The sequence below is a fragment of the uncultured Aquabacterium sp. genome (assembly GCF_947366995.1).
Taxonomy (GTDB): Bacteria; Pseudomonadota; Gammaproteobacteria; order Burkholderiales; family Burkholderiaceae_C; genus Aquabacterium.
Map to the genome: position 1 here is coordinate 1 of NZ_CANBCC010000068.1, position 21280 is coordinate 21280.

The following is a 21280-nucleotide window of genomic DNA, read 5'->3' on the forward strand; positions in this document are numbered from 1 at the left end:
CAGAGCCGTCGGACTTGACGCGAACCTTCACGTTGTAGTCCACAACCCGCTTGACGGGGACCAGGATCTTCATGCTGTGCCTGCTGTTGGTTGGTGAAAGGAAGGAATGCCCGCATTGTGGGCAGCCCCATCACCACAGCAGACAGCATCAGTTTTTCTGATGCTTAGCTTTACGCGCGGGTGCCCGCGGCCTCACAGGCCTCGGCCAGCGCGTCCAGGAAATGGAAGAGGTGCTGGTTCATCTCGGTGTGGTCGTTGGCGCGCAGGGCCTCCGGCTGCTGCACGAAGCGATGCGCCTTCAAGGCATCGAACTCTCCCGCACTGGCCTCGATCAACAAGGCCACCACCTCGGGCGTGAACTCCATGTGGCACTGAAAGCCAAAGACGCGCGGCCCGTATTCCACGATCTGCCGCGGACACCCCTCGCTGTGCGCCAGCACCTTGGCCGTGGCCGTCAGCCCTGGCATGTCGTTGTGCCAGTGCCCCACGCTCAGCTGCTGCGGGAACCGCGCAAACAATGGGTGGGCGCGGCCTTCCTCGGTCAGCGTGATCGGGAACTTGCCGATCTCCTTCTCCGGGCTGTGCTCGTGGCGGGCTCCCAGCGCGGTGCCAATGAGCTGCGCACCCAGGCACACACCCACCACGGCACGGCAGGCCTCCACCGCCTGGCGAATCAGCCGGCATTCGGCCTGCGCGTCGAAGTGCGGGCATTCGGCGAGGGTGGTGGTTGGCGACTGCGGGCCGCCCATCACCACCAGCATGTCGAACCCGGAGGCTGACTGCGGCAGGGCATCGCCCGCGTACACACGCGAATGGCTCGCGCTGTGGCCGCGGCTTTGCACCCAGGTTTCATACGCGCCGGGTGCTTCAAAGGCTTCATGGATGACGAAGTGCACGTGCATGGTGGTTCGCTCTTGGGTGAGTCGGTGAGGGGTGCTCGGGCATGCCCGATGGCACCCATCATGCCGCGGTCGGCTTACTTCAGCGCCACCTTCGGGAAGTCGACCGGCACGTCGAACGCCACATTGATGTAGTTGGTGAACAGGTTCAAGGCCACGTGGGCCATGATCTCGACCACCTGCTCGTCCTTGAAGCCGGCATCACGCAGGGCTGCCACATCGGTGGCATCGATGTGGGCGCGTTGTTCGACCACCTTCAAGGCAAAGCGCAGCGCGGCGGCCGTCCGGGGGTCTTCTGACTCGCCCACTTGAGCGGCCGACATGGCAGCAAGCGAGGCACCGGCTTTCTGCCCCAGCACCGTGTGCGCGGCGAGGCAGTATTCGCAGCGATTGCGGTTGGCGATGGCCACGGCGATCTGCTCGCCAAGCTGCGCGCCCAGCGTGCCCTGGCCGAGGGCACCGAATGAGGCCCACATGCTCTTCAAGGCCGCAGGCGAGTTGGCCACCGCCTTGAACATGTTCGGGGTGCTGCCGAAGGCCTGCTGAATCTGCTGCAGCAAGGGCTGGCTGGCGGCGGGGGCGAGGTGGGTGTCGGTGTTGATGCGTGGCATGGTGTGCTCCAGTTGAGTGAATGGTTTGGCAGCCGGCTGTTCGCAGTATGGGCACGCAGCCCGTATGATGGGTTGCCAAACGTGCTAAAACCATGACCATTCGTACGCCACCGCCCGAGCTCGCACCCGACCGCCTGTCTTCACTTCTGGAGCGCTTTCGCGTGCGTGCGCAGTTGCACCACGCGGGCGCGCTGTGCGGCATCACCCACTTCGATGCGGCCGAGGGGCATGCCTACCTGCACGTGCTGCGGCGCGGGCAACTGGAGGTGAGCCATCCAGCGGCGCGCGGCCGCACCCAGCGCCTGCGCTTCACCGAGCCGACGCTGCTGCTGTACCCGGTGCCGTTCACCCATCGGTTCCACAACCCGCCCGTGGACGGCTCAGACTTCACCTGCGCCCGGCTGCGTTTTGACGGAGGCGCGAGCCATCCGCTGGCGCGTGCCTTGGGGCCCTTCATCACGCTGCCGCTCGACAAGGTGCCGGGCCTGGCAGCCACGCTGGAGCTGCTGTTTGCCGAGACCGACCAGGTGCGTTGCGGCCATCGCCTGCTGGCAGACCGGCTGTTCGAGGTGGTCGTGATCCAACTGCTGCGGTGGCTGCTTGACCAGCCCGCGCAGATCGGCAGGCCCGTGGGGCTGATTGCCGGCCTGTCGGACCCACAGCTGTCGAGGGCGCTGGTGGCGATGCACGACGCGCCAGGGCAGGCGTGGAACCTGGACCGCATGGCGGCGCGCGCCGGGATGTCACGGACGGTGTTTGCGGCCCGGTTCAGGGAGGTGGTGGGGCAGACCCCGGCGGCATACCTGACGGCATGGCGCATGGCGCTGGCGCAAAGCCGCTTGAGCGAAGGTGCGTCGTTGAAGCAGCTGGCGGATGAGCTGGGTTACGGCAGTGCGGCGGCGCTTTCGCGGGCGTTTTCAGGGACGGTGGGGGTGTCGGCGAAAGAGTGGTTGGCGGCGCGAGGGGTGGATGGGTGAGCTGAACGGGGAACGCTGAGGGACGGCTATGCAGCGGTTGCCGTCCTTCGTTGGTGCAGATCAAGGACGTGGCGGAACCTCTGTGTATCCATCCCTTCATGCTGTCTCGCTGGCGCTTCAGTCTGAGGCGGGCGTTGCCACACTAGCGCCTGCCTCATTTGAACATCGTGTCCCTACACAGGGAAACTTGACGCAACTTGACCGCAACACCCCCGGGCGCCTACAATCGAACTCCACATGTTGAACCTGCCTATCATCAAAAGCGCGATGGACCGGAGGGGCCTTACGGGCACCAGCCTCGGTCAAGCATGCCAAGTCAGCAAGGAGGCTGTGTCCAACTGGCTGTCGGGTGACTCCCTTCCTCGTCCCGGCAAATTGCCCATGTTGGCCGAGGCACTTCAGCTAACGGTGGAGCAACTTTTCGTCTCCGACGAAGCTCCCGAGCCAGTCGTTGCCTATCGAACGAAGAACAACCGAGCTGTCACAGGGGCTGCGTTGGACGCAGCGCAAGAGGTTGCACTCCATCTTCGCGAGCTGGCTCAATATGTTGAGCCTCGTCTCAAGTACGAGCCTCGCCAGTTGAAAGATCCTCAACTGGACCTTGACTACGTTCGTGGAATCGCTGCGGAGACGCGCGCCTCTCTCGAGCTGCTACCCGAGCAGGTGCTGACCAATGAACACCTGGTTCGCCTGTTCAAGTCCTTTGGAGCGTATTTAGTCCCTGTCTTTTGGGGGCTAAATAAAGAGCGTCACGAGAATGCTCTGAACGTGTACCTGCCCGAGTCCAAGGAGTCCTGGGTTGTGTTCAACCTTGGGTGCAAGAAGGACGACTACAAGTACTGGCTCGCTCACGAGTACGCGCACTGCCTGTCACTTCACAAGCTGCAGAATGAGCAAGGGGAGACGTTCGCTGAACGCTTCGCCCAGTTCCTGTTATTTCCGGATGAGGCCGCTCAGGCGTGCTTGGACGAGATGCGGGCCGCAAGAAAGCCCATAGAAGTCGCGGACGGCTATGCTGAGCGTCTGGGCATTTCCATTGTAACCGTCCTGAAGGGGGTAGACCGCCTCCTGGTTGAGCAACATAAGCCAGAGTCCGGGCTAGTGAATCAAGCATTCTGGAGACGCTGGAAAGCCGGCCGCGAGCTGGTGCCGTCCTTCGCCCATGAGCTTTTCGGCACCGATACGCCCGCCGTCGATGAATTTATCGCTAGGTGCGAGCAGGTGTATGACACGCCGGTGTTCAAGGCACTGGCCAACCTGCAGCGCCAGGAGGGTGGGCGCAACCCAGCGTTTATTGCTGCTGCGTTGAAGGTTGGGCTTGGGGAAGCCGTCGGGCTTTCCCACGCCCTTTGGCAAGCTCAGGCTTGAGCTGTCGGGGCGGCCTCGCCAAAGAGCGCCTTATAGCGAGTGTCCGAGTCCCCGAGTAGGGCCTCACCGCTTTTTCGCCACTGCGCGTAGACGCTGACTCGCTCATCTATTGAGAGGGCGCCGGCCTGCTCAAGAATATGCAGCAGCTCGACACTGGAGAGAAGCTCCACATAGCCGCCATCATCGTCGGCTTGAATGTAGCGCGCTACGAGCCGCAACGGCCACTCATCGGTGGCGAGTGCGGCCCCCAACTCGATTGCCGCGGTTAGTGCGCGAGCATCTGCAAGGGAAAGCGTGAGGGGGCGAGCAATGTTGTGTTGCTCCTTGTGCCGCTGCAGCATTCTGTTCCCATGACCACGCACGCCGGGCGCGTGGTTTTGAATCGCGGCCTGTTGCTGTCTCGTCAGCTTGATGACAGCGCCATCGACCTCCGTCTGTATGCCTTGGTCGCTCAGCCAAGCGTGCCTATCGTTGCTCGCGAGCTTTTTAAGCTCGTCAGCAAGCTCCTGCAGCGTCATCAGAACGTAGCCAGAGAACTCCGCACCCAACATGGGGCGCAAAGCCGAGAAGTACATCCGCACCAGGCAGTTTGTATCGACGACGACGAGCTTGTTCTTGTCGGGCATGGGCGCTTATAGGACTAGAGGCGGTGAGTTGCTTGGATCGTTACGTCACGCCCCCAGCCAAGCAAGCCACAGGGGTGGATTTGTCTATTGTGAAATTGAAGTCTAGCAACACATCTTCATGCACCGGGGTCCGGCGGCATGTTATCCACAAACATGGTGCCAAATTTGGCCTATCATCTGTGGATGAATCCTGATGACGACCTTGTGACCAGGCTGAGGGCCTGTCCGATCAATGAGGTTTGCCACTATTTGGCAATGCGGGTTCGGCGGTACCGGCAAGACCAACAGCTGTCCCAAGCAGATTTCGCTCGAGAGGCAGGCATTCCCCTCCGAACCTATAAGCGCTTTGAGTCGCACGGGAAAGCTACGCTCGAAACCTTCGTTGAGGTTTTGCGGGCTATGGACCGCACGCAGTATGTTTTCACGCTATTTCCGTCACCCGCACCGCGCCCCAGCATCTCACTGGAAGATCGGCTGCGGTCTCTCAAAATCAGAGGCCAGGGCGCTCCGGATCGCTGAGGTGTGGCGAGGGCCTTCAATCGCAGGGCGCACCGGCCAGTCAACGACTTAATTGTCGATCTCCACTGCCGCTGAGCGGGTGCTGCCGTCACGCGACATGACTACGCTTGAATGTCTGCTACGTGTCGCAGCGGTCGTTCAGATGCTGCAGCTTCAGTGACGGGGATCAGCCTTGAGCCGCCCTTGCTTGATTAACCGCTGTCCTGTACCGCTTACAGCGCCGCCCTCAAAGAATGAGGTTCGGCGCAAGCAAGCACCACAGTGAACCGGCTTCCTTCGCCCACGGCGCTCGACACATCAATTCGCCCGCCCATCTTGTCGATGAACCGGCGCGACAGCGCCAGACCGACACCCAGTCCTTTTGCTGTGCCGCCTTCCCTTCCAAGTCGATTGAAAGGGGTGAAGAGCTGCGCAACTTGTTCCGGTGACATGCCGACGCCGGAGTCTTCCACCACTACATGGACCTGCGATTCAACCAACCGGGCGGCAATGCGAACCCACCCGCCTTCACGGTTGTAGAGAATGGCATTGCCCAGAAGGTTGACAAACACCTGCCGTAGGCGCTTGGCATCAGCGAGCACCACCAACCCGGTTGATTGCTCTTCCCAATGGATGGAGACGCCGCTCTTTGTTGCAGTGGATTGGACAAGGGAAATGCTGTCCGCGATGACGGAATCCAAGAACGTCGGAGAAAGATCAACATTGAAGCGCCCTGCTTCGATGTTCGAAACCTCCAGCAGATCTTCGACCATACCCAGCAAATGTTTGCCGCCGTCCAGGATGTGCTCGCTGTAGCGACCGACTTGCGGAAGCGCCTTGGCCTCCTCATTGAGGGACAACAACTGGGCAAAACCTATCACCGCATTGAGAGGCGTCCTGAGCTCATGACTCAGGTGTGAGAGGAAGAGAGATTTGGCGCGGCTTGCCGCTTCTGCACTGATCCGGGCCTCGTGCTCCGCATCACGAGAACGGATCAGCAAGACTTCGAAGCGCCTCATCCAGTGCACCGCAAGGGTGAGCGAGACCACGAGCATGAACGTCGCCACAGCGACAGAAAGAGCAAGGTCGCTTGCTTCGGTCGTCCAGCCGATACGGTCAGCCACTGCTCGAACCCACCCCACCAAGCCCGGCAGCAGCAGCGGCAAAGGCAGCAGCGACACAAGAAGCTGGCGACTCGGTAACGTCGCGGTATCCAGCGTCTTGGTTGGGCGATCGAGCAGCAACAGTGCCGCAGTGCTCAGCAAGAGCAAGGCGGTGATCGAGGCGATGGACAGAACCCCGAATCGAAAGGAACTGGGCTGATCACCAAGGAGTGATGCCACCGCCCCGTAGTATGGAATGCCGGCTGCAACGCAGCTTGCTACCCGGCCCACCGCGCCCAAAACACCGCCTACACGCTTCTAATTGGCGGCCACGAAAAACGCCGCGCTGAGCAACATGACGCTGAGCGAGGTGGGCAATGACATATTGCCTTGCAAAGCGATCAATCGCAATGTGCGTTGTGCATGCCCTCCACTGAAGGCGTAATCCATCGCCGCCGCTGTCGCGATCAAGAACGGCAAGCCAAGCGATACACGGAGAAGCAAACTCCGTTCTCGTATGTTCATTGCGAGGAGCAGGCATGCGAAGGACACCATGCTCATGGAGGCCGCAGTCGGCAAGGCCATGGCCCAGGCGTCCAACTGTTCCGTTGGCGGGGACAGGGGAAGGCCGCTCCTCATGCGCACCGCAACGCTCCACACGCTCAACAACAGGCAGGTACATGCAGCGAGCGCCACGTAACAACGCCATCCGACCGCACCCGACAGTCTGAAATCGGCGCTGGTTAAAGGGGCTTTGACCATGCCGGTGGCCGGCAATTTTCGGGCCTTCCGACAAGCCGTGAAGTGCCCTTGCAGCTCAACGCAGGGCACCCATTGCTGCCCCTCCCCTTTTCACCGGCGCAAGAACTTCAACTGATGCGCCAGCATCTCCGGAAACAGCGGATCAAAGTAAGGATCGAAGTGGTTGGCCGCCACCTCGATCACCTGCACATTCGGGTTGCCCACGCGCTTGACCTTGTCCGACACGAACGGCGCCACCGTGTCGCCCGTCGCACCGATCATCAGCATCGGAATCTTCACGTCCTTCAGGCGCACCCAAGGGCGATACAGCGGCAGGGGCAGCACCGACCTCGCGGCCACGCGGTTGTCGTACTTGTGGTCTGGGTGAGCCGCCAGTGCAGCCTCCAGGGCCTGCAAGCCTCCGTCGCGGTCCATGGTGGAGAACTCGCCCTCACGCGACAAGGTCGGCACATGAATGGGTGCGCCCGGCTTGATCAGGTCCAGGAGGCCGAGCGCGACCATCTTCGAAAGCCGCCCGATCGGCGTGGCGAACATGGCGGCCAGCCCGTCGAGCATCGGCACCTGAACGATGGCGCCTTTCAGCTCAGGGTGCTGCGTGGCCAGATCCACCACATGCCCGCCACCGAACGACGTGCCCCACAGCGTGATGTCATGCGCCAGCACCTGCTGCTGCGACTTCAGGTGAGCCAGCGCCGTGTCGGCCACCCGCGTTCTGCGCCAGGGGTTAATGCCTTGGCGCGGGAAGCCGCCGCTGTCGCCCCAGCCCGGGTAATCGAACTCCATCACCGCGAAGCCGGCGTCGACAAAGCTCAAGGTGAACGACGAGGTCAAGGCCATCTGAACGCTGCCCCAGCCGCCCACCATGAGGATGGCGGGCAGTTGCTGATCGGGTGGCGTGTCCTTGGGCACATAGAGGGTGGCCGCGCACAGCGCGCCCTCTGCCGTGAAGGTGGACTTGATGGCGCGCGCACGCTCCAGCGGGATGTTGGGGTAACGACGGGTGTTCACGTTGGACTTCTTTGATGCGGTGATGGCGGACAGCGGAAGGCTCAAGCGGCTGTGACGGTGGTGCCCGTGGCAGCAACGGATTCAGGTGGAGAGAACCGATAGGCGTCGAGGGATGCGTACCGCGTAAGCCAGCGGTAGCCGAAGGTGAAGCCAGGCCAGTTGGTGCTGTTGTGGCCATTGGCGTCGACATACCAGCTCTTGCAGCCTTGCCACACGGTGGCGCGCAGGCGCGCTTGCACGGTGGCGTTGAAGTGGCTGTAGCGCTGCGCATCGACCTCGATGGCGCTGGCCCGGGCTCGCTGCGCGGCCTTCATGCAGCGGATGAGGTGCGCAATCTGGCTTTCCAGCATGTAGATGATCGAGCTGTGGCCCAGGTTGGTGCTGGGGCCGTAGAGCATGAAGAAATTGGGGAAGCCCGGCACCGTCATGCCCAGGTAGGCTTGCGCGCCCTTGCGCCACGCGGTGTTGAGTTCCAGCCCATTGCGCCCCGTGATCGTCATGGGCGCGAGGAACTCGGTGGCTGCAAAGCCGGTGCCGTAGACGATCGCGTCAGCGGGGTGGTGCTGCCCGTCCACCGTCTCGATGCCGGTGGGTGTGATGCGGCGGATGCCCTGGGTCACGAGGTGAACGTTGGGCTTGGCCATGGTGGCCAGGTACTCGTTGGACAGCAGGATGCGCTTGCACCCGATGGGGTAGTCGGGCGTGAGTTGCGCACGGAGCGTGGGGTCTTGCACCTGCCGGTGCAGCAGCCCCTTGAAGGGCACGCCCACCGCCAGATTCATCAGCGCCTTGATGCGCGTGAAGCCGATGGCACGGCTTTCGTACTGGGCATAGATGCGGGCCCGGTGCAGTTTCATCGTCCAGGGCAGCATCCGGAACAGGGCCTTGCGCCAGCCGGCATACGGGCCATCCGGGCGCGGCAGGATGTAGGCGGCCGAGCGTTGGAACACGGTCAACTGGCTCACCTGCCCTGCGATGGCCGGCACGAACTGGATGGCCGAGGCGCCCGTGCCGATCACCGCCACGCGCTTGCCCTTCATGTCGTAGCCGTGGTCCCAGTGCGCCGAGTGGCACACGTGCCCCTGGAAGCTGTCCATGCCCTCGATCCTGGGATAGACCGGGCGGCTGAGTTGCCCGGTGGCCGTCACCACATGGCGCGCCTGCAGCACCTGGCCGGTGGTCAGCGTCACGGTCCACAGCGCGTGGGCTTCGTCGAAGTGCGCCTGTGCCACTTCACAGCCAAAGCGGATGGCAGGCAGCAGGCCGTATTTCCTGGCGCAATGCCTCAGGTACTGGTGGATCTCGGCCTGGCGCGCAAACACCCTGGACCAGTTCGGGTTCGGCTCGAACGAGAACGAATACAGGTGCGACGGCACGTCGCAAGCCGCGCCGGGATAGGTGTTGTCTCGCCACACACCACCCACATCGTTCTGCTTTTCCAGGATGAGGAACTCGCCCAGGCCAGCCTTCTTCAGCGCAATGGCCATGCCGATGCCTGCGAAGCCAGATCCGATGATGAGCGTGTGGAACGGGGTGCTGCCCCCTGAGCCGGTGCGGTGCATGTCTTGAAGCCTCACGTTGCGACGAAGGTCTGCTTGTCGAGCGCGAATCATCCGCAAATCGACCGGCACAGAGAATGTTGACTCAGGTCAAACGCTTTATGATTTGGGCCAACGTCATCGGGATTCACCCTTCATGCGCTTCTGGGATTTCAAGCGGAGTTCAGCCAGCGTGCGGCTGCTGGTCGAGTTTGGCCAGGAGCGGGGGCTGGACGCGGCCCGGATCCTGTCGCGCTCTCGGTTGAAGGTGGCCGATCTGGCCGATCCGGCGATCGAACTGGAGGCCAGCCAGGAGCTGTGCGTGGTGGGCAACCTCATCCGCGCCTGCAGGCAACCCGGCCTGGGGCTGGAAGTGGGCATGCGCTACAACTTCGCGTCCTACGGGCTGTGGGGCCTGGGCCTCATCAGCAGCGCAACCGCGGGTGATGCCCTGGCGCTGGCCTTGCGGTCCATCCCGCTGACGTTCGCGTTCTGCCGCATAGCGGGCGGGCTGGACGGCGAGACCTACACCGTGACCTTCGAGCCCCCCGATGTCGAGCCGGCCGTACAGCGCTTTCTGGTCGAGCGCGACGTGGCGGCGGCGGCCCGCTTGATGAAGGAGGTGCTGGGCGCAGAGTTCGCCTTGTCCCGGTTCACCCTTGAGCACCAGGTCGAACGCGGGGCGAGCAGCACCGAGGCGCTCGCACGCATGGCCGGGGTGCGGCCCGAGTTCGGCGCCCGCTGCACCAGCCTGTCCTTTGATCCCAGCAAGCTGGCACTGCGGCTGCCTCAGGCCAACCCCGTCACGGTGGCCATGTGCGAGCGGGCCTGCGACGAGCTGATGGAGCGGCGCCGAGCCCGCCTGGGAACCGGCGAATGCCTGCGCCAGTACCTGGAAGCCGCCCCCGTCCACGCCGCACCGGACCTGCCTCAGGCAGCACGGGCGCTGGGGCTCAGCGACAGGACGCTGAAGCGACGGCTTCAGGACGAAGGCATCTCTTACAGAGTGCTGCTTGCCGAGGTACGCGGCCGCCAGGCCAACCGCTTGCTCGAGGATGGAACGCTGTCGCTCACGGAGATCGCCGAGCGCATGGGCTTCAGCGATCTGTCCAGCTTCTCGCAGGCCTACAAGCGGTGGTTTGGCGTGGCGCCGAGCGTCGGGCGAGCCGGCACCCAGGCCCGCGGTGTGTGAGAGCCCGGCCTTCCCGCCCCATGGGTTCAGGCGCCGTCATTCAATCGCCACCGCCTCGTCCTCCGCATGCCGATCCGGCTCAGTCGTGCACAGGATCTCGCCCAACACCGACGTGGCGTAGTTTCCGGCCGGCAGCGAGAACGTGATCACCAGCTGATCGGCGTGGGGCCATTCCCACGCCATTTCGCCCGGGCTTGCCACCAGAGAGCGCCGCTCCTGATCCAGCCCGGCGTGCTCCATGCCATCGCACAAGACGGCATGGCGTTCGGCCACACCGTTCTCCAGCGCCTGCGCCTGATCGGTCGTGGTCACACGCCCCCGGCCCCAGAGCGGCCCGGTCGGCTGGCCCGCCTCATCCATCACGTCGCCGGACAGGGTCTTGCCCCAGAGCCCCTGCTGGATGCGCAGCGCCAACACTTCGTTGAACACGAAGGACCGCACCGCCGACAGGTAGATGCCCTTCTTCTTCGGATTGCGCACGCGGATCTCGCGCGCCAGCATCGCGCGGCCCTGCTCGACGTTGCCGCCTTCATGCCCGAAGCGCTGCGCGCCGAAGTAGTTCGGCACGCCGTGCGACGCCACCGCCTTCAGGTTCGCCTCGATGGCATCGCGGTCGCCGGCCACGTCGCGCAGCACGATGCGGAACCGGTTGCCGTGAAGGTCACCCGGGCGCAGCTTCTTCACGTGACGGCTCTGGCCCAGCACCTTGAACTCCGGGTGCTGAAGCTGGGTCAGGTCGGGCGTCTCGCCTTTGGGCAGGTAGATGCTGAACCACTGGCGGGTGACGGCGTAGCGGTCCTTGAGGCCGGCATAGCCCACGTCCCGCTCCTCGACGCCCGCGGCCGCGGCCAGTTGCTGGGCGACGAACGCGGTGTTGGCGCCGTTCTTCTCGACATCCAGCCAGATGTGTTCACCCGCACCGGAGGGCAGCTGCAGCGGCAGCTCGGTCACGATGAAGTCCTCGTTGAGGCGTTTCAGGGTGGCGCGGGCGCCGCTGGCCGGATAAGCGTGGGGCCATTGCGGCAGGGTTGTGTAGAGGGCGTCGGTCATGAGGGGAATTCTCTCCGCTACCCGCGCGTCTTCGCGAGCGACAGCAGCGGCGACTTCAACGAAAGCAGCGAATCCGCCAACGCCCTGACCGCCGCGCGTTCGGCGCCCTGCGGTGTCATGCACACCAGCAGGTTCCGGGTCGCCCAGCGATCGGCCAAGGCCAGCACCCGCGTGCCCTCGGCGCGAAAACGCATTGCCGCACTCTCCGGCATCACAGCGGCCCCGACGCCCGCGGCCACGAGTTGCGCCATGCCATCGAACCCCGAAAGCCGCACGCGGTGTCGGGGTACGCGACCGCTGCGGCTGGCCTGCGCGGCCAGGAAGCGGCTGAGCCCGCTGTCGCCGGGAAGGCCGACCAGGGGATGCTCCAGCAGCTCGCCAAACGCGATGGTGCGTCGCCTGCCCATCGGCCAGCTTCGGGGCAGCAATGTTGTAGGGCCTGCGCTTTGTGCTCATGCGCTTTCGGCCTGAGCTCATATGCTGTGCGCGCAAACGCATATGCACCACCGAATTCCTTCGTTTTGTTGATCTGGGTTGATTTCTAGACTGCCTCTCGACTTGTCATAACGAGTTGAGAAATGAACAGTCCACGCCCATCCCACGCCGCCCCCGCCGAGCCGCTCTATGAGCGGATTCGCCTGGCGCTGCGTGAGGGCATCCTGGCCGGCCACCACGTCCCCGGCAGCCGCGTGCCGTCCGAGAGCGCGCTGGGTCAGCTGTATGGCGCCAGCCGCATCACCGTGCGCCAGGCCTTGTCTGCCTTGCAGCAAGAGGGGCTGATCTTCACCCGCCAGGGAAAAGGCAGTTTCGTCTCGCGCCCCAAGGCCTTTCAGAACGTCAGCACCTTGCAGGGCTTTGGCGAGCAGATGGCCACGCTGGGCTACGAGGTGCTTAACCAGCTGCAGGAGCTGCGCGAGGTGCCGGCCAGTGCCCTGGTGGCGCAGCGCCTCGGTGTCTCATCCGGTGAGCCGGTGACGCAGATCCGCCGCGTGCGCCTGCTCAACCGCGAGCCTGTGTCGCTGGAGTGGACCTGGGTTCGCCCTGAGCTGGGACGTCAGTTGGCCCAGGCCGACCTGATCGGCCGCGACATCTTCCTGATCCTTGAGAACGACTGCGGCGTGCCGCTGGGTCACGCCGACCTGGCGCTGGACGCGGTGTCCGCCGATACCGACATCGCCCGGGCTCTGGACATTGCCAACGGTGATCCGGTGCTGCGCATCGAGCGCCTGACCCATGACGTCCACGACACGCCGGTGGACTTCGAGTTTCTGTACTTCCGCAGCGACACCTTTCAGTACCGCTTTCGGGTCGATCGCCATCGGCCCCAGGAGTGAACCCATGCAAACCATCGAACATGAATACGACATCGTCGTCGTGGGGGGCGGCACCGCCGGTCCCATGGCCGCGATCAAGGCCAAGGAAGCCAACCCCAGGTTGCGCGTGCTGCTGCTCGACAAGGCTCACGTCAAGCGCAGCGGCTGCATCTCCATGGGCATGGACGGCTTGAACAACGCCGTCGTCCCCGGTTATGCCACGCCCGAGCAGTACACCAAGGAGATCACGATCGCCAACGACGGCATCGTCAACCAGTCCACCGTGTACGCCTATGCGCAACACAGTTTCACCACCATCGAGCAACTCGACAAGTGGGGCGTCAAGTTTGAGAAGGACGCTACCGGCGACTACACGATGAAGAAGGTGCACCACCTGGGCACCTATGTGCTGCCGATGCCGGAGGGGCACGACGTCAAGAAAGTGCTGTACCGCCAGCTCAAGCGCACCCGCGTCGAGATCACCAACCGCATCATCGCCACGCGCCTGCTCAAGGCCGCCGATGGCAGCGTCAACGGCGTGATGGGCTTTGACAGCCGCACGGCCGACTTCCATGTGGTGCGTGCCAAGGCAGTCGTCCTGGCCTGCGGCGCAGCGGGCCGCCTGGGCCTGCCCTCGTCGGGCTACCTGATGGGCACTTACGAGAACCCGACCAATGCGGGCGATGGCTATGTGATGGCCTATCACGCCGGCGCCGAACTGGCCAACCTGGAGTGCTACCAGATCAACCCGCTGATCAAGGACTACAACGGTCCGGCCTGCGCCTACGTGACCGGCCCGCTGGGCGGCTATACCGCCAATGGCGAGGGCGAACGCTTCATCGAGTGCGACTACTGGAGCGGCCAGATGATGCTGGAGTTCTACCAGGAGTTGCAAGGCGGCAAGGGCCCCGTGTTCCTCAAGCTCGACCACCTGGCCGAGGAAACCATCCAGACCATCGAGACCATCCTGCACGGCAACGAGCGCCCGAGCCGCGGTCAGTTCCACGCCGGACGGGGAACCGACTACCGCAAGGACATGGTCGAGATGCACATCTCGGAGATTGGCTTTTGCAGCGGCCACAGCGCCTCGGGGGTGCACGTGAACGCCAAGGCCGAGACGACCGTGCCAGGCCTGTATGCCGTGGGTGACATGGCCGCCGTGCCCCACAACTACATGCTGGGCGCCTTTACCTATGGGTGGTTTGCCGGCGTCAACGCGGCCGAGCGCGCCAGCCAGCTGGACTTCAGCCCGGTCGATACGGAGCAGATCGAAGCCGAGAAGCGCCGCGTCTACGCCCCGCTGCAGCGCGACCACGGCCTGCCGCCACTGCAGGTCGAGTACAAGCTGCGTCGCTTCGTCAACGACTACCTGCAGCCGCCCAAGGTGACGCGAAAGTACGAAATCGGCCTCAAGCGCTTCGAAGAAATCGGTGAGGACATCGGCCACCTGCACGCCCGCAACCCGCACGAGCTGATGCGTGCGGCCGAGGTGTCGGTCATCCGCGACTGCGCCGAGATGGCGGCCCGCGCCTCACTGTTCCGCACCGAAAGCCGCTGGGGCCTGTACCACCTGCGCGTGGACTACCCAGAGCGCAACGACGCCGACTGGTTCTGCCACGCTCATCTCTACAAGGACGCGCAGGGCCGCATGGCTCACGTCAAGCGCGAGATCGAGCCCTACATCGTGCCCATCAATGACACCGAGAAGACCGCGTACGACCGCCTTCGCATTCCGCGCGGACAGGCTCAGAAGCCGAGCCCGGATGCGTGTCAGCCCGTGCCGGCCGCCGCCTGATATCTGAAGGAAGCCCCTATGCCATTCGCTCCCGCCGCCATCGCTCAGTACGGCGAAGCCGCCGTCACCGTGGACCTGGACAAGTGCATCGCCCACAAGGGCTGCACCGTCTGCATCGACGTCTGCCCGATGGACGTGCTCGCCATCGACCCCGCCACCGGTAAGGCCCACATGAAGCACGACGAGTGTTGGTACTGCCTGCCTTGCCAGAAGGACTGCCCCACCCAGGCCATCAAGGTCGAGATCCCCTACCTCGTGCGCTGAGCCAGCTCAGCGCACACGCCGCCCCTCTACGCATCCAGGAGTTGTCACATGTCTGTTCCTTCCTTCCCTCGCGCCCTGCGCGCCGTCGCCGTCGCTCTGACCGCCACGGCCACCTCCTTGGCCGCTCAGGCTGAAACCATCCGCCTGGCCATCGGCACGCAGGACACCACCATCAACTGCGCCACTGGTGGCCTGCTGATCCGCGAGCTCAAGCTGCTCGACAAGTACCTGCCCAAGGACGGCAAGTACAAGGGCGTCAACTACGACGTGCAGTGGAAGAACTTCACCTCGGGTGCGCCGCTGACCAACGAGATGCTGGCCGACAAGCTGGACATCGGCTCGATGGCCGAGTTCCCCGGTGCGGCCAACGGTGCTGCGTTTGAGAAGGCCGGCAAGAAGAGCGTGTTCATCACCGTGTTGTCGGGCAGCACGCTGGGCAGCGGCAACGGCATCGTGGTGCCCAAGGACTCGCCGGTGACCTCGCTGGCCGAACTGCGCGGCCGCACGATCTCGGTGCCCTTTGCCTCGGCCGCCCACGGCATGCTCCTGCGCGCGCTCCAGGCCCAAGGTCTGGATCCGGCCAAGGACGTGAACATCATCACCCAGGCACCGGAAGTGGCCGGCCCGGCCTTGCAGGCCAACAAGATCGAGGCGCACGCGGACTTCGTCCCCTTTGCCGAGGCCTTCCCCTTCCGTGGCTTTGCCCGCAAGATCTATGACGGCGCACAAGCAAAGTCGCCCACTTTCCACGGCACCCTGGTCAACACGGCTTTTGCCCAGAAGTACCCGGAGGTGGTCACGGCCTTCCTGCGCGCGTCGATTGAGGCCGACCGGCTGATCGCCGCCGAGCCCGAGAAGTACAGCGAACTGATCGAGAAGCACACCGGCATCGAGGCCCCGGTGAACTACCTCTTCCACGGCCCGCTGGGCCTGCAGACGCGCGACCACAGCTTCAAGCCGGAGTACCGTCAGGCACTGCAAACCGCGATCGACACGCTGCGCCTGCTGCGCCGCACCGACACGACGCTGAGCGCCGACGCGCTGATCGATGAGCGCTTCATCCGCACCGCTTACCAACAGTCCGGTCTGAACTACGACGCCCAGCTGAAGAACACGGCGAAGGCGCCACTCAAGGCCAACGATGCACTCACTGGCAAGGCCATCTCCGACACGGCTCGGCTGGCCGGCATCTGGGTCAAGGACGAGGGCAAAGTGCGCCACTACGCTTCGATCGAAAACGCACTCCAGGACTTGGCCCAGCTGGAGAAGGCCGGCAAGAGTGCGCGCGCGGTCTATGTGCATGACCTGATCCACCGCATCAAGCTGCTGGGCAACCTGGCCTGGTACGCCACCGATGCCAAGGGTCAGGTGAGCGCCTTCCTGCAAAGGGATGCGGCCGTGGCCTATGCCGGTGCCAACAAAGGCAAGGTATTTGACTTCGCTGGCCTGCGCGCTGGCGTGACGGGACGCTGAGCATGCGCGTCACACCAAGCCAAGTCTGGCGCTGGGGCGCCCAGGCGATCTCGCTGGCGGCGTGCGTGCTGGTGTGGCATGTGCTGTCCACCCAGCAGGCCCACCTGGGGCTCGTCACCTTTGCCAACGTGCCGCGCCCTACAGAAGTGTGGGACGCGGCCTGGGAACTGGTCGGGTCTCCCAAGCTGAGCCAGCACCTGTCGAGCAGCCTGCTGCGCGTGGCCTCGGGCTTCGTGTCGGCGAGCGTGCTGGGCGTGGGGCTGGGCCTGCTGATCGGGCGTTCACGCTGGGCGCGTCTGGCCCTGCTGCCGCCGCTGGAAGTGGCCCGTCCCATCCCCGCCGTGGCCTGGATCCCGCTGGCCATTCTGATGATTCCGTCATCGGAAGGCAGCATGGTCTTCATCACCTTCGTCGGTGCGCTATTCCCCATCCTGCTCAACACCATCCACGGGGTCAACGGCGTGGACCCGCGCCTGGTGGCCTCGGCTCGCAGCCTGGGCACCAGCCGCTGGCGACTGTTCGGTCAGGTCATCCTGCCCTCGGCCGCGCCCAGCATCGTGACGGGCCTGTCGATCGGCATGGGCACCTGCTGGTTCTGCCTGGTCACGGCCGAGATGATCTCGGGTCAGTACGGCATCGGCTACTACACCTGGGAGTCCTACACCGTGCAGGCCTACGCCAACATCATCGTCGGCATGCTGGTGATCGGCCTGCTGGGCATGGGCAGCAGCGCGCTGATCCACTGGGGCGGGCAACGTCTGATGCCCTGGCATCGCACACAAGGAGGTCAGGCATGAGTGCCGTCTTGAAAAGCATTCCCCCGGTGGCCACGCAAACCGGAACGGGCCGCCTCGACATCGACCAGGTGTCCATCCACCTGGGCGAAGGCGCACAGCGCTTCGTGGCCCTTGACGAGGTCACGCTCACGATCGAACCCGGCGAGTTCGTCTGCCTGCTGGGGCCCTCGGGCTGCGGCAAGTCGACCTTGCTGGGTGCGCTGGCCGGGCATCTGCAAGCCACCCATGGGGAGGCACGGCTCGATGGGCTGCGCATCGCGGGTCCCGATCCGCAACGCGGTCTGGTCTTTCAGCACCACACGCTGTTCCCGTGGCTGAGCGTTCAGGACAACGTGGCCTATGGCCTGAAGATGCGCGGTGTGTCACGCAGCGAGCGGCTGCAGCAGGCGCAAGCTCTGCTGAAGGAAGTGGGCTTGCAGGGCTTTGAGCAACGCTACCCGCACGCCTTGTCGGGCGGCATGCAGCAGCGCGTCGAAATTGCGCGGGTGCTGATCAACCAGCCGCGCGTGCTGCTGATGGACGAGCCCTTTGGCGCGCTGGATGCGCTGACCCGCCTGAAGATGCAGGAGCTGCTTTTGAGCCTGTGGGGCCATCTGAAGACCACCATCGTCTTCGTGACCCACGACATCGACGAGGCCCTTTTCATGGCCGACCGCATCCTGGTGATGAGCCCCCGCCCGGGCCGCATCGTCGAAGAGATCCACGTCGAGGCCGAGCGTCCACGTCAGTCCGAGTGGTTGACCAGCACACCGTTCGCTCGCCTGAAGCGCCACTGCCTGGACCTGCTGCGCGAGCCCGACACCACCTTGCCGCTGGAGCGTCTGAACCCTGTGACCGGCTTGAACAGCCGCGGCATCCGCTCCTCCGAGTTCTGAAGAAAGCACCTCCCCCATGAGTACCCTGTTTGCCCTGTCACCGCCCGAGGTATCGCCTTCCGACGACGACCTGCAAGAGCTGCAACCTCGCCTGACATCGGACGACGCCACCTTGCGCCGCCTGGCCTTGATCGAGCTGGCCGAACTGGAAGACGAAGCCCACGCGCCCTGGCTGGCCTGGGCTTTGCGCGACCCCGACCCGGCCATCCGCGCCGATGTGGCCGCGCGCCTGGCGTACTGGGAGCAGCCAGTGGTGCTGAACGCCCTGGTGGACGCCTTGCACGACGAGGTGCCGGCGGTGCGCGAGGCCGCCGCCTACAGCCTGGCCGAGATCAAGCAAGCCGACAGCGGCACGCTCCTGTTGCCTGCGCTGGAAGGGGCTCAAGGCTTCGTGCTGGCCAGCCTGCTGCATGCCATCAAGGAGCTGCGCTTGCCCGGCAGCCTCAACGCCGCCTTGCGCGCCACCAGCGACCGCGATGCCCCCGTGCGCCTGGCTGCGGTGGGCGTGCTGGGCTGGCTCAAGGACGCAAGCGCGCTGCCCGTGCTCACCCACCTGGCCGCCCACGACCCCGATCCCGAGGCGCGCCGCGCCGCGGTGGGCGCGCTGGGCCTGGGGCAAGGTCACGATGCGCAGGTGCAGCCGGCCTTGCTGGGCGCCTTGCAGGATCCGGTGTGGCGCGTGCGCGAAGAAGCGGCTGCCACGCTGGGCAAGCTGAAGCTGCCCGAGGCGGTCACCCCCCTGATTCAAAGCCTGCAAGATGCCTACTGGCAGGTGCGCCAACTGTCCGCACGGGCCTTGGGACGGCTGAAGGCCGCACAGGCAGTGGACGCATTGATCACATACGCCCTGCGGCACGACATCGCCAACCTGCGCAAGGAAGCGTGTGTGGCGCTGGGCGAGATCGGCCATGCGTCGGCTTTGTCCGCGCTGACCGTCGGGGCCCAAGACCCGGACCCGGAAGTGCGCAAGATGGCGCGTTTGGCGATCACGTTGATTCAGCAGCGCGCGGCCGCCTGAGTGAGCAGCTCAACCGGGGGCTCTCGTACCCAAATCCCGCGCATCTGCGCCAACCGATCGATCGTGCCGGCTTGGCAGCAGGAACGACCAGGGGGACATAGGCTGCTGCCCGAAAGCCCCCCACCCGCTGTGCAGCTCTACAAGCCTCAACGCAAGCGCTGTGCGTTGTCCCGCACGTACGTCGCCAAGCTGCGCGGAGCGTGTCCGGTCAGCGTCTGCACGTGGTCCGTGACCGCCGCCGTCCAGCCCTCGCGGACGGGGTGAAAGATCGACGCAAGAAAATCGGCATAGTCGCGTGCAACCCCGGCGCCGGTGAGCGCTTCCACAAACGCCGAGTCGTCGATCGGGACATAGCGCACCGGCTTCCCCGCGACTTCCGACAGGAGCTGCGCGGCGTCCGCATAGCTGACCGCCTCAGGCCCGGTCAGATTGAAGGACTGGCCATCGAAGCGGTCTGTGGTCAACGCCACAGCGGCACTTTCCGCGATGTCACGCACGTCGATGAAACTCGACTTGCCCGTACCGGCCGGCAGCGCGATCTGCCCGTGGTCGATGCCCGCCTTCCAGAAGTTGTGGAAGTTGTCCGAGAACCAGTTGGGGCGCAGGATCACATACGGCGTACCGGATCGCTCGAGCGCGATCTCCACCTGGCGGTAAGGAATCGCGTCGTCGGCGTCGACACCGAACACCGTCTGGAGAACCACCTTCACGCGGCGTGCTGCAGCGGCCTGGATCACCGGCAGCAGCAACTCCTTCGAGTTCACATGGCCGCCAGGCAGCATGACGTAAGCCCGATCCACGCCATCGAACGCCGCATGAAACGTCTCGGGTCTGGCGTAGTCGAAGACCACGCCTTCTGCGCCCGCCACCGGCTTGCCTGAGCGGGAAGCTGCCTTGACGTGCTGGCCTCTCGCGAGCAAGGCCTGCACGAGGGGTTGTCCGACGTTGCCCGTTGCACCGAGGACGAGGATCTTCTGGGACATGACAAGACTCCTTAGGTATCTGTTGGAAACTAGGTTCCCCAATGTAATCAGGGATAGAATCCGGCACAAGAAGGCACTTTGTCCTCACCAGGTTTCGTTTCGGTAACCCCTTGACGCTCGCGGCCTCACCATGCAGCCCTCCTACAACGTCTATGAAGACCGATGTCCCACGCGCGAGGTCCTGGATCGCCTGGCCGACAAATGGGCGCTGCTGATCCTGGATCGGCTTCGGAAAGAACCGGTCCGCTTCAATCAGCTGAAACGAGACATCAAGGGAATCTCACAGAAGGTTCTGTCGCAGTCCCTGAAGAAGCTCGAGCGCGATGGCCTGCTGACGCGCAGCGTCTTCGCCACCGTGCCGGTGACCGTGGAGTACGCACTGACGGACCTCGGCCGGTCCTTGATTCAGACGGTGTCGGCGTTTGCGCATTGGGCCGAGAAGCACATGGACGCGGTGCTGTCGGCGCAGTCGAAGTACGACGAGGCCAACGCGAGCGCGCGCAACTGAGCAAACAAAAAAGCCCGGCCATCCCGGCCGGGCTCGTGTTGCAGCAACAGATACGGTTCAGAGGTGATACGCCCGCTCGCCGTGCGAGCTGAGGTCCAGCCCTTCGCGCTCTTCATCTTCGCTCACGCGCAGACCCAGGGTCAGGTCGACCACCTTGAACGCCACGAAGGACACGACGCCCGACCAGACGACGGCCACGCCCACGCCCCACAACTGGCTCATCATCTGAGCCGCCATGTCGTAGGCCGCCACGCTGTTGCTCACGTAGTCGTACACGCCCGTTCCGCCCAGGGCCGGCGATGCAAACACCCCGGTCAGCAGCGCGCCCAGGATGCCGCCCACGCCGTGCACGCCGAAGACGTCCAGGCTGTCATCGACACCCAGCATGCGCTTGAGGCCGTTGACACCCCAGTAGCACACCACACCGGCCAGCAGGCCGATCACCATCCCGCCCATCGGGCCCACGAAACCGCAGGCCGGCGTGATGGCCACCAGGCCGGCAATGGCGCCAGAGGCTGCACCCAGCATCGAGGGCTTGCCCTTCGCAACCCACTCGACCAGCGTCCACGACACCGTGGCGGCACAGGTGGCCAGGAAGGTGTTGAGGAAGGCCAGCCCAGCC

Annotated in this window: 21 protein-coding genes and 2 pseudogenes; 12 read left to right on the forward strand and 11 right to left on the reverse strand. The window is 64.5% G+C overall.

The window, feature by feature from the left end:
- Positions 1–170: 170 nt before the first annotated feature.
- Positions 171–902: a type 1 glutamine amidotransferase gene (locus Q0Z44_RS14990; RefSeq protein WP_298014167.1), complete on the reverse strand. Its 732-nt coding sequence runs from the start codon at positions 900–902 to the stop codon at positions 171–173.
- 74 nt (positions 903–976) lie between these two features.
- Positions 977–1510 carry a carboxymuconolactone decarboxylase family protein gene (locus Q0Z44_RS14995; RefSeq protein ID WP_288482579.1) on the reverse strand — a complete coding sequence of 178 codons (534 nt, stop codon included), beginning with the start codon at positions 1508–1510 and terminating at the stop codon, positions 977–979.
- Positions 1511–1602: 92 nt separating this feature from the next.
- Between Q0Z44_RS14995 and Q0Z44_RS15000 the strand changes: the two genes are divergently transcribed.
- Positions 1603–2487: an AraC family transcriptional regulator gene (locus tag Q0Z44_RS15000; RefSeq protein WP_298014170.1), complete on the forward strand. Its 885-nt coding sequence runs from the start codon at positions 1603–1605 to the stop codon at positions 2485–2487.
- A gap of 237 nt (positions 2488–2724) precedes the next feature.
- Positions 2725–3855 carry a helix-turn-helix transcriptional regulator gene (locus Q0Z44_RS15005; RefSeq protein ID WP_298014172.1) on the forward strand — a complete coding sequence of 377 codons (1131 nt, stop codon included), beginning with the start codon at positions 2725–2727 and terminating at the stop codon, positions 3853–3855.
- Here the strand turns inward: Q0Z44_RS15005 and Q0Z44_RS15010 are convergent.
- Positions 3846–4481: a hypothetical protein gene (locus Q0Z44_RS15010; RefSeq protein WP_298014174.1), complete on the reverse strand. Its 636-nt coding sequence runs from the start codon at positions 4479–4481 to the stop codon at positions 3846–3848. The genes Q0Z44_RS15005 and Q0Z44_RS15010 overlap by 10 nt on opposite strands.
- Before the next feature lie 255 nt (positions 4482–4736).
- Here Q0Z44_RS15010 and Q0Z44_RS18315 point away from each other — a divergent pair, with 255 nt between their 5' ends.
- Positions 4737–5000, forward strand: coding sequence for a helix-turn-helix transcriptional regulator (locus Q0Z44_RS18315; protein ID WP_366517632.1), 264 nt, complete (start codon positions 4737–4739; stop codon positions 4998–5000).
- Between the two features lie 212 nt (positions 5001–5212).
- Here the strand turns inward: Q0Z44_RS18315 and Q0Z44_RS15015 are convergent, their stop codons facing one another.
- From Q0Z44_RS15015 to Q0Z44_RS15030, 4 genes and pseudogenes are all read right to left on the reverse strand, one after another.
- Complete coding sequence (locus tag Q0Z44_RS15015) at positions 5213–6322, reverse strand: HAMP domain-containing sensor histidine kinase (protein ID WP_298014177.1); 1110 nt, start codon at positions 6320–6322, stop codon at positions 5213–5215.
- 78 nt (positions 6323–6400) lie between these two features.
- Complete coding sequence (locus Q0Z44_RS15020) at positions 6401–6643, reverse strand: hypothetical protein (protein WP_298014179.1); 243 nt, start codon at positions 6641–6643, stop codon at positions 6401–6403.
- Between the two features lie 291 nt (positions 6644–6934).
- Positions 6935–7852 carry an alpha/beta hydrolase gene (locus Q0Z44_RS15025; RefSeq protein ID WP_298014181.1) on the reverse strand — a complete coding sequence of 306 codons (918 nt, stop codon included), beginning with the start codon at positions 7850–7852 and terminating at the stop codon, positions 6935–6937.
- 83 nt (positions 7853–7935) lie between these two features.
- Positions 7936–9414 (reverse strand): annotated as a pseudogene (locus Q0Z44_RS15030) (NAD(P)/FAD-dependent oxidoreductase); the annotation flags it as partial.
- Between the two features lie 133 nt (positions 9415–9547).
- On the opposite strand from Q0Z44_RS15030, the gene Q0Z44_RS15035 reads away from it, so the two are divergent.
- Positions 9548–10582, forward strand: coding sequence for an AraC family transcriptional regulator (locus tag Q0Z44_RS15035; protein ID WP_298014183.1), 1035 nt, complete (start codon positions 9548–9550; stop codon positions 10580–10582).
- 36 nt (positions 10583–10618) lie between these two features.
- Here the strand turns inward: Q0Z44_RS15035 and truD are convergent, their stop codons facing one another.
- Entirely contained in the window at positions 10619–11632 is a 1014-nt protein-coding gene (gene truD, locus Q0Z44_RS15040) for a tRNA pseudouridine(13) synthase TruD (protein WP_298014184.1), read from the reverse strand.
- Between the two features lie 17 nt (positions 11633–11649).
- Entirely contained in the window at positions 11650–12060 is a 411-nt protein-coding gene (locus Q0Z44_RS15045; protein WP_298014185.1) for a LysR substrate-binding domain-containing protein, read from the reverse strand.
- Between the two features lie 150 nt (positions 12061–12210).
- Between Q0Z44_RS15045 and Q0Z44_RS15050 the strand changes: the two genes are divergently transcribed.
- Genes Q0Z44_RS15050 through Q0Z44_RS15080 form a run of 7 tightly spaced genes read left to right on the forward strand, consistent with a single transcriptional unit; the run spans position 12211 to position 19167 of the window.
- Positions 12211–12966, forward strand: coding sequence for a GntR family transcriptional regulator (locus Q0Z44_RS15050; RefSeq protein WP_298014186.1), 756 nt, complete (start codon positions 12211–12213; stop codon positions 12964–12966).
- 4 nt (positions 12967–12970) lie between these two features.
- Positions 12971–14740, forward strand: a complete 1770-nt coding sequence (locus Q0Z44_RS15055) for a fumarate reductase/succinate dehydrogenase flavoprotein subunit (RefSeq protein ID WP_298014187.1) — start codon at positions 12971–12973, stop codon at positions 14738–14740.
- Between the two features lie 18 nt (positions 14741–14758).
- A complete protein-coding gene (locus tag Q0Z44_RS15060) occupies positions 14759–15004 on the forward strand; it encodes a ferredoxin family protein (RefSeq protein ID WP_109038720.1) in 246 nt (81 codons plus the stop codon).
- Positions 15005–15052: 48 nt separating this feature from the next.
- Positions 15053–16477: an ABC transporter substrate-binding protein gene (locus Q0Z44_RS15065; RefSeq protein ID WP_298014188.1), complete on the forward strand. Its 1425-nt coding sequence runs from the start codon at positions 15053–15055 to the stop codon at positions 16475–16477.
- Between the two features lie 2 nt (positions 16478–16479).
- Complete coding sequence (locus Q0Z44_RS15070; protein ID WP_298014190.1) at positions 16480–17274, forward strand: ABC transporter permease; 795 nt, start codon at positions 16480–16482, stop codon at positions 17272–17274.
- Complete coding sequence (locus Q0Z44_RS15075; RefSeq protein WP_298014192.1) at positions 17271–18149, forward strand: ABC transporter ATP-binding protein; 879 nt, start codon at positions 17271–17273, stop codon at positions 18147–18149. Before Q0Z44_RS15070 ends, Q0Z44_RS15075 begins: the two co-directional genes overlap by 4 nt.
- A gap of 16 nt (positions 18150–18165) precedes the next feature.
- Complete coding sequence (locus tag Q0Z44_RS15080) at positions 18166–19167, forward strand: HEAT repeat domain-containing protein (protein ID WP_298014194.1); 1002 nt, start codon at positions 18166–18168, stop codon at positions 19165–19167.
- A 146-nt stretch (positions 19168–19313) separates the two neighbouring features.
- Here Q0Z44_RS15080 and Q0Z44_RS15085 read toward each other — a convergent pair whose 3' ends face one another.
- Complete coding sequence (locus Q0Z44_RS15085; protein ID WP_298014196.1) at positions 19314–20150, reverse strand: SDR family oxidoreductase; 837 nt, start codon at positions 20148–20150, stop codon at positions 19314–19316.
- Between the two features lie 130 nt (positions 20151–20280).
- Here Q0Z44_RS15085 and Q0Z44_RS15090 point away from each other — a divergent pair, with 130 nt between their 5' ends.
- Positions 20281–20658: a helix-turn-helix domain-containing protein gene (locus Q0Z44_RS15090; protein WP_298014198.1), complete on the forward strand. Its 378-nt coding sequence runs from the start codon at positions 20281–20283 to the stop codon at positions 20656–20658.
- Between the two features lie 57 nt (positions 20659–20715).
- Here Q0Z44_RS15090 and Q0Z44_RS15095 read toward each other — a convergent pair.
- Positions 20716–21280, reverse strand: a pseudogene (locus tag Q0Z44_RS15095) (ammonia channel protein); the annotation flags it as partial.

Coding starts and splice junctions, on each gene's coding strand:
- Q0Z44_RS18315 (WP_366517632.1), top strand. CDS start 4,737: ATGCGGGTTCGGCGGTACCGGCAAGACCAACAGCTGTCCCAAGCAGAT.
- Q0Z44_RS15060 (WP_109038720.1), top strand. CDS start 14,759: ATGCCATTCGCTCCCGCCGCCATCGCTCAGTACGGCGAAGCCGCCGTC.
- Q0Z44_RS15090 (WP_298014198.1), top strand. CDS start 20,281: ATGCAGCCCTCCTACAACGTCTATGAAGACCGATGTCCCACGCGCGAG.
- Q0Z44_RS15065 (WP_298014188.1), top strand. CDS start 15,053: ATGTCTGTTCCTTCCTTCCCTCGCGCCCTGCGCGCCGTCGCCGTCGCT.
- Q0Z44_RS15005 (WP_298014172.1), top strand. CDS start 2,725: ATGTTGAACCTGCCTATCATCAAAAGCGCGATGGACCGGAGGGGCCTT.
- Q0Z44_RS15070 (WP_298014190.1), top strand. CDS start 16,480: ATGCGCGTCACACCAAGCCAAGTCTGGCGCTGGGGCGCCCAGGCGATC.
- Q0Z44_RS15075 (WP_298014192.1), top strand. CDS start 17,271: ATGAGTGCCGTCTTGAAAAGCATTCCCCCGGTGGCCACGCAAACCGGA.
- Q0Z44_RS15000 (WP_298014170.1), top strand. CDS start 1,603: ATGACCATTCGTACGCCACCGCCCGAGCTCGCACCCGACCGCCTGTCT.
- Q0Z44_RS15010 (WP_298014174.1), bottom strand. CDS start 4,481: ATGCCCGACAAGAACAAGCTCGTCGTCGTCGATACAAACTGCCTGGTG.
- Q0Z44_RS15085 (WP_298014196.1), bottom strand. CDS start 20,150: ATGTCCCAGAAGATCCTCGTCCTCGGTGCAACGGGCAACGTCGGACAA.
- Q0Z44_RS15055 (WP_298014187.1), top strand. CDS start 12,971: ATGCAAACCATCGAACATGAATACGACATCGTCGTCGTGGGGGGCGGC.
- Q0Z44_RS14995 (WP_288482579.1), bottom strand. CDS start 1,510: ATGCCACGCATCAACACCGACACCCACCTCGCCCCCGCCGCCAGCCAG.
- truD (WP_298014184.1), bottom strand. CDS start 11,632: ATGACCGACGCCCTCTACACAACCCTGCCGCAATGGCCCCACGCTTAT.
- Q0Z44_RS15020 (WP_298014179.1), bottom strand. CDS start 6,643: ATGAGCATGGTGTCCTTCGCATGCCTGCTCCTCGCAATGAACATACGA.
- Q0Z44_RS15050 (WP_298014186.1), top strand. CDS start 12,211: ATGAACAGTCCACGCCCATCCCACGCCGCCCCCGCCGAGCCGCTCTAT.
- Q0Z44_RS15035 (WP_298014183.1), top strand. CDS start 9,548: ATGCGCTTCTGGGATTTCAAGCGGAGTTCAGCCAGCGTGCGGCTGCTG.
- Q0Z44_RS14990 (WP_298014167.1), bottom strand. CDS start 902: ATGCACGTGCACTTCGTCATCCATGAAGCCTTTGAAGCACCCGGCGCG.
- Q0Z44_RS15080 (WP_298014194.1), top strand. CDS start 18,166: ATGAGTACCCTGTTTGCCCTGTCACCGCCCGAGGTATCGCCTTCCGAC.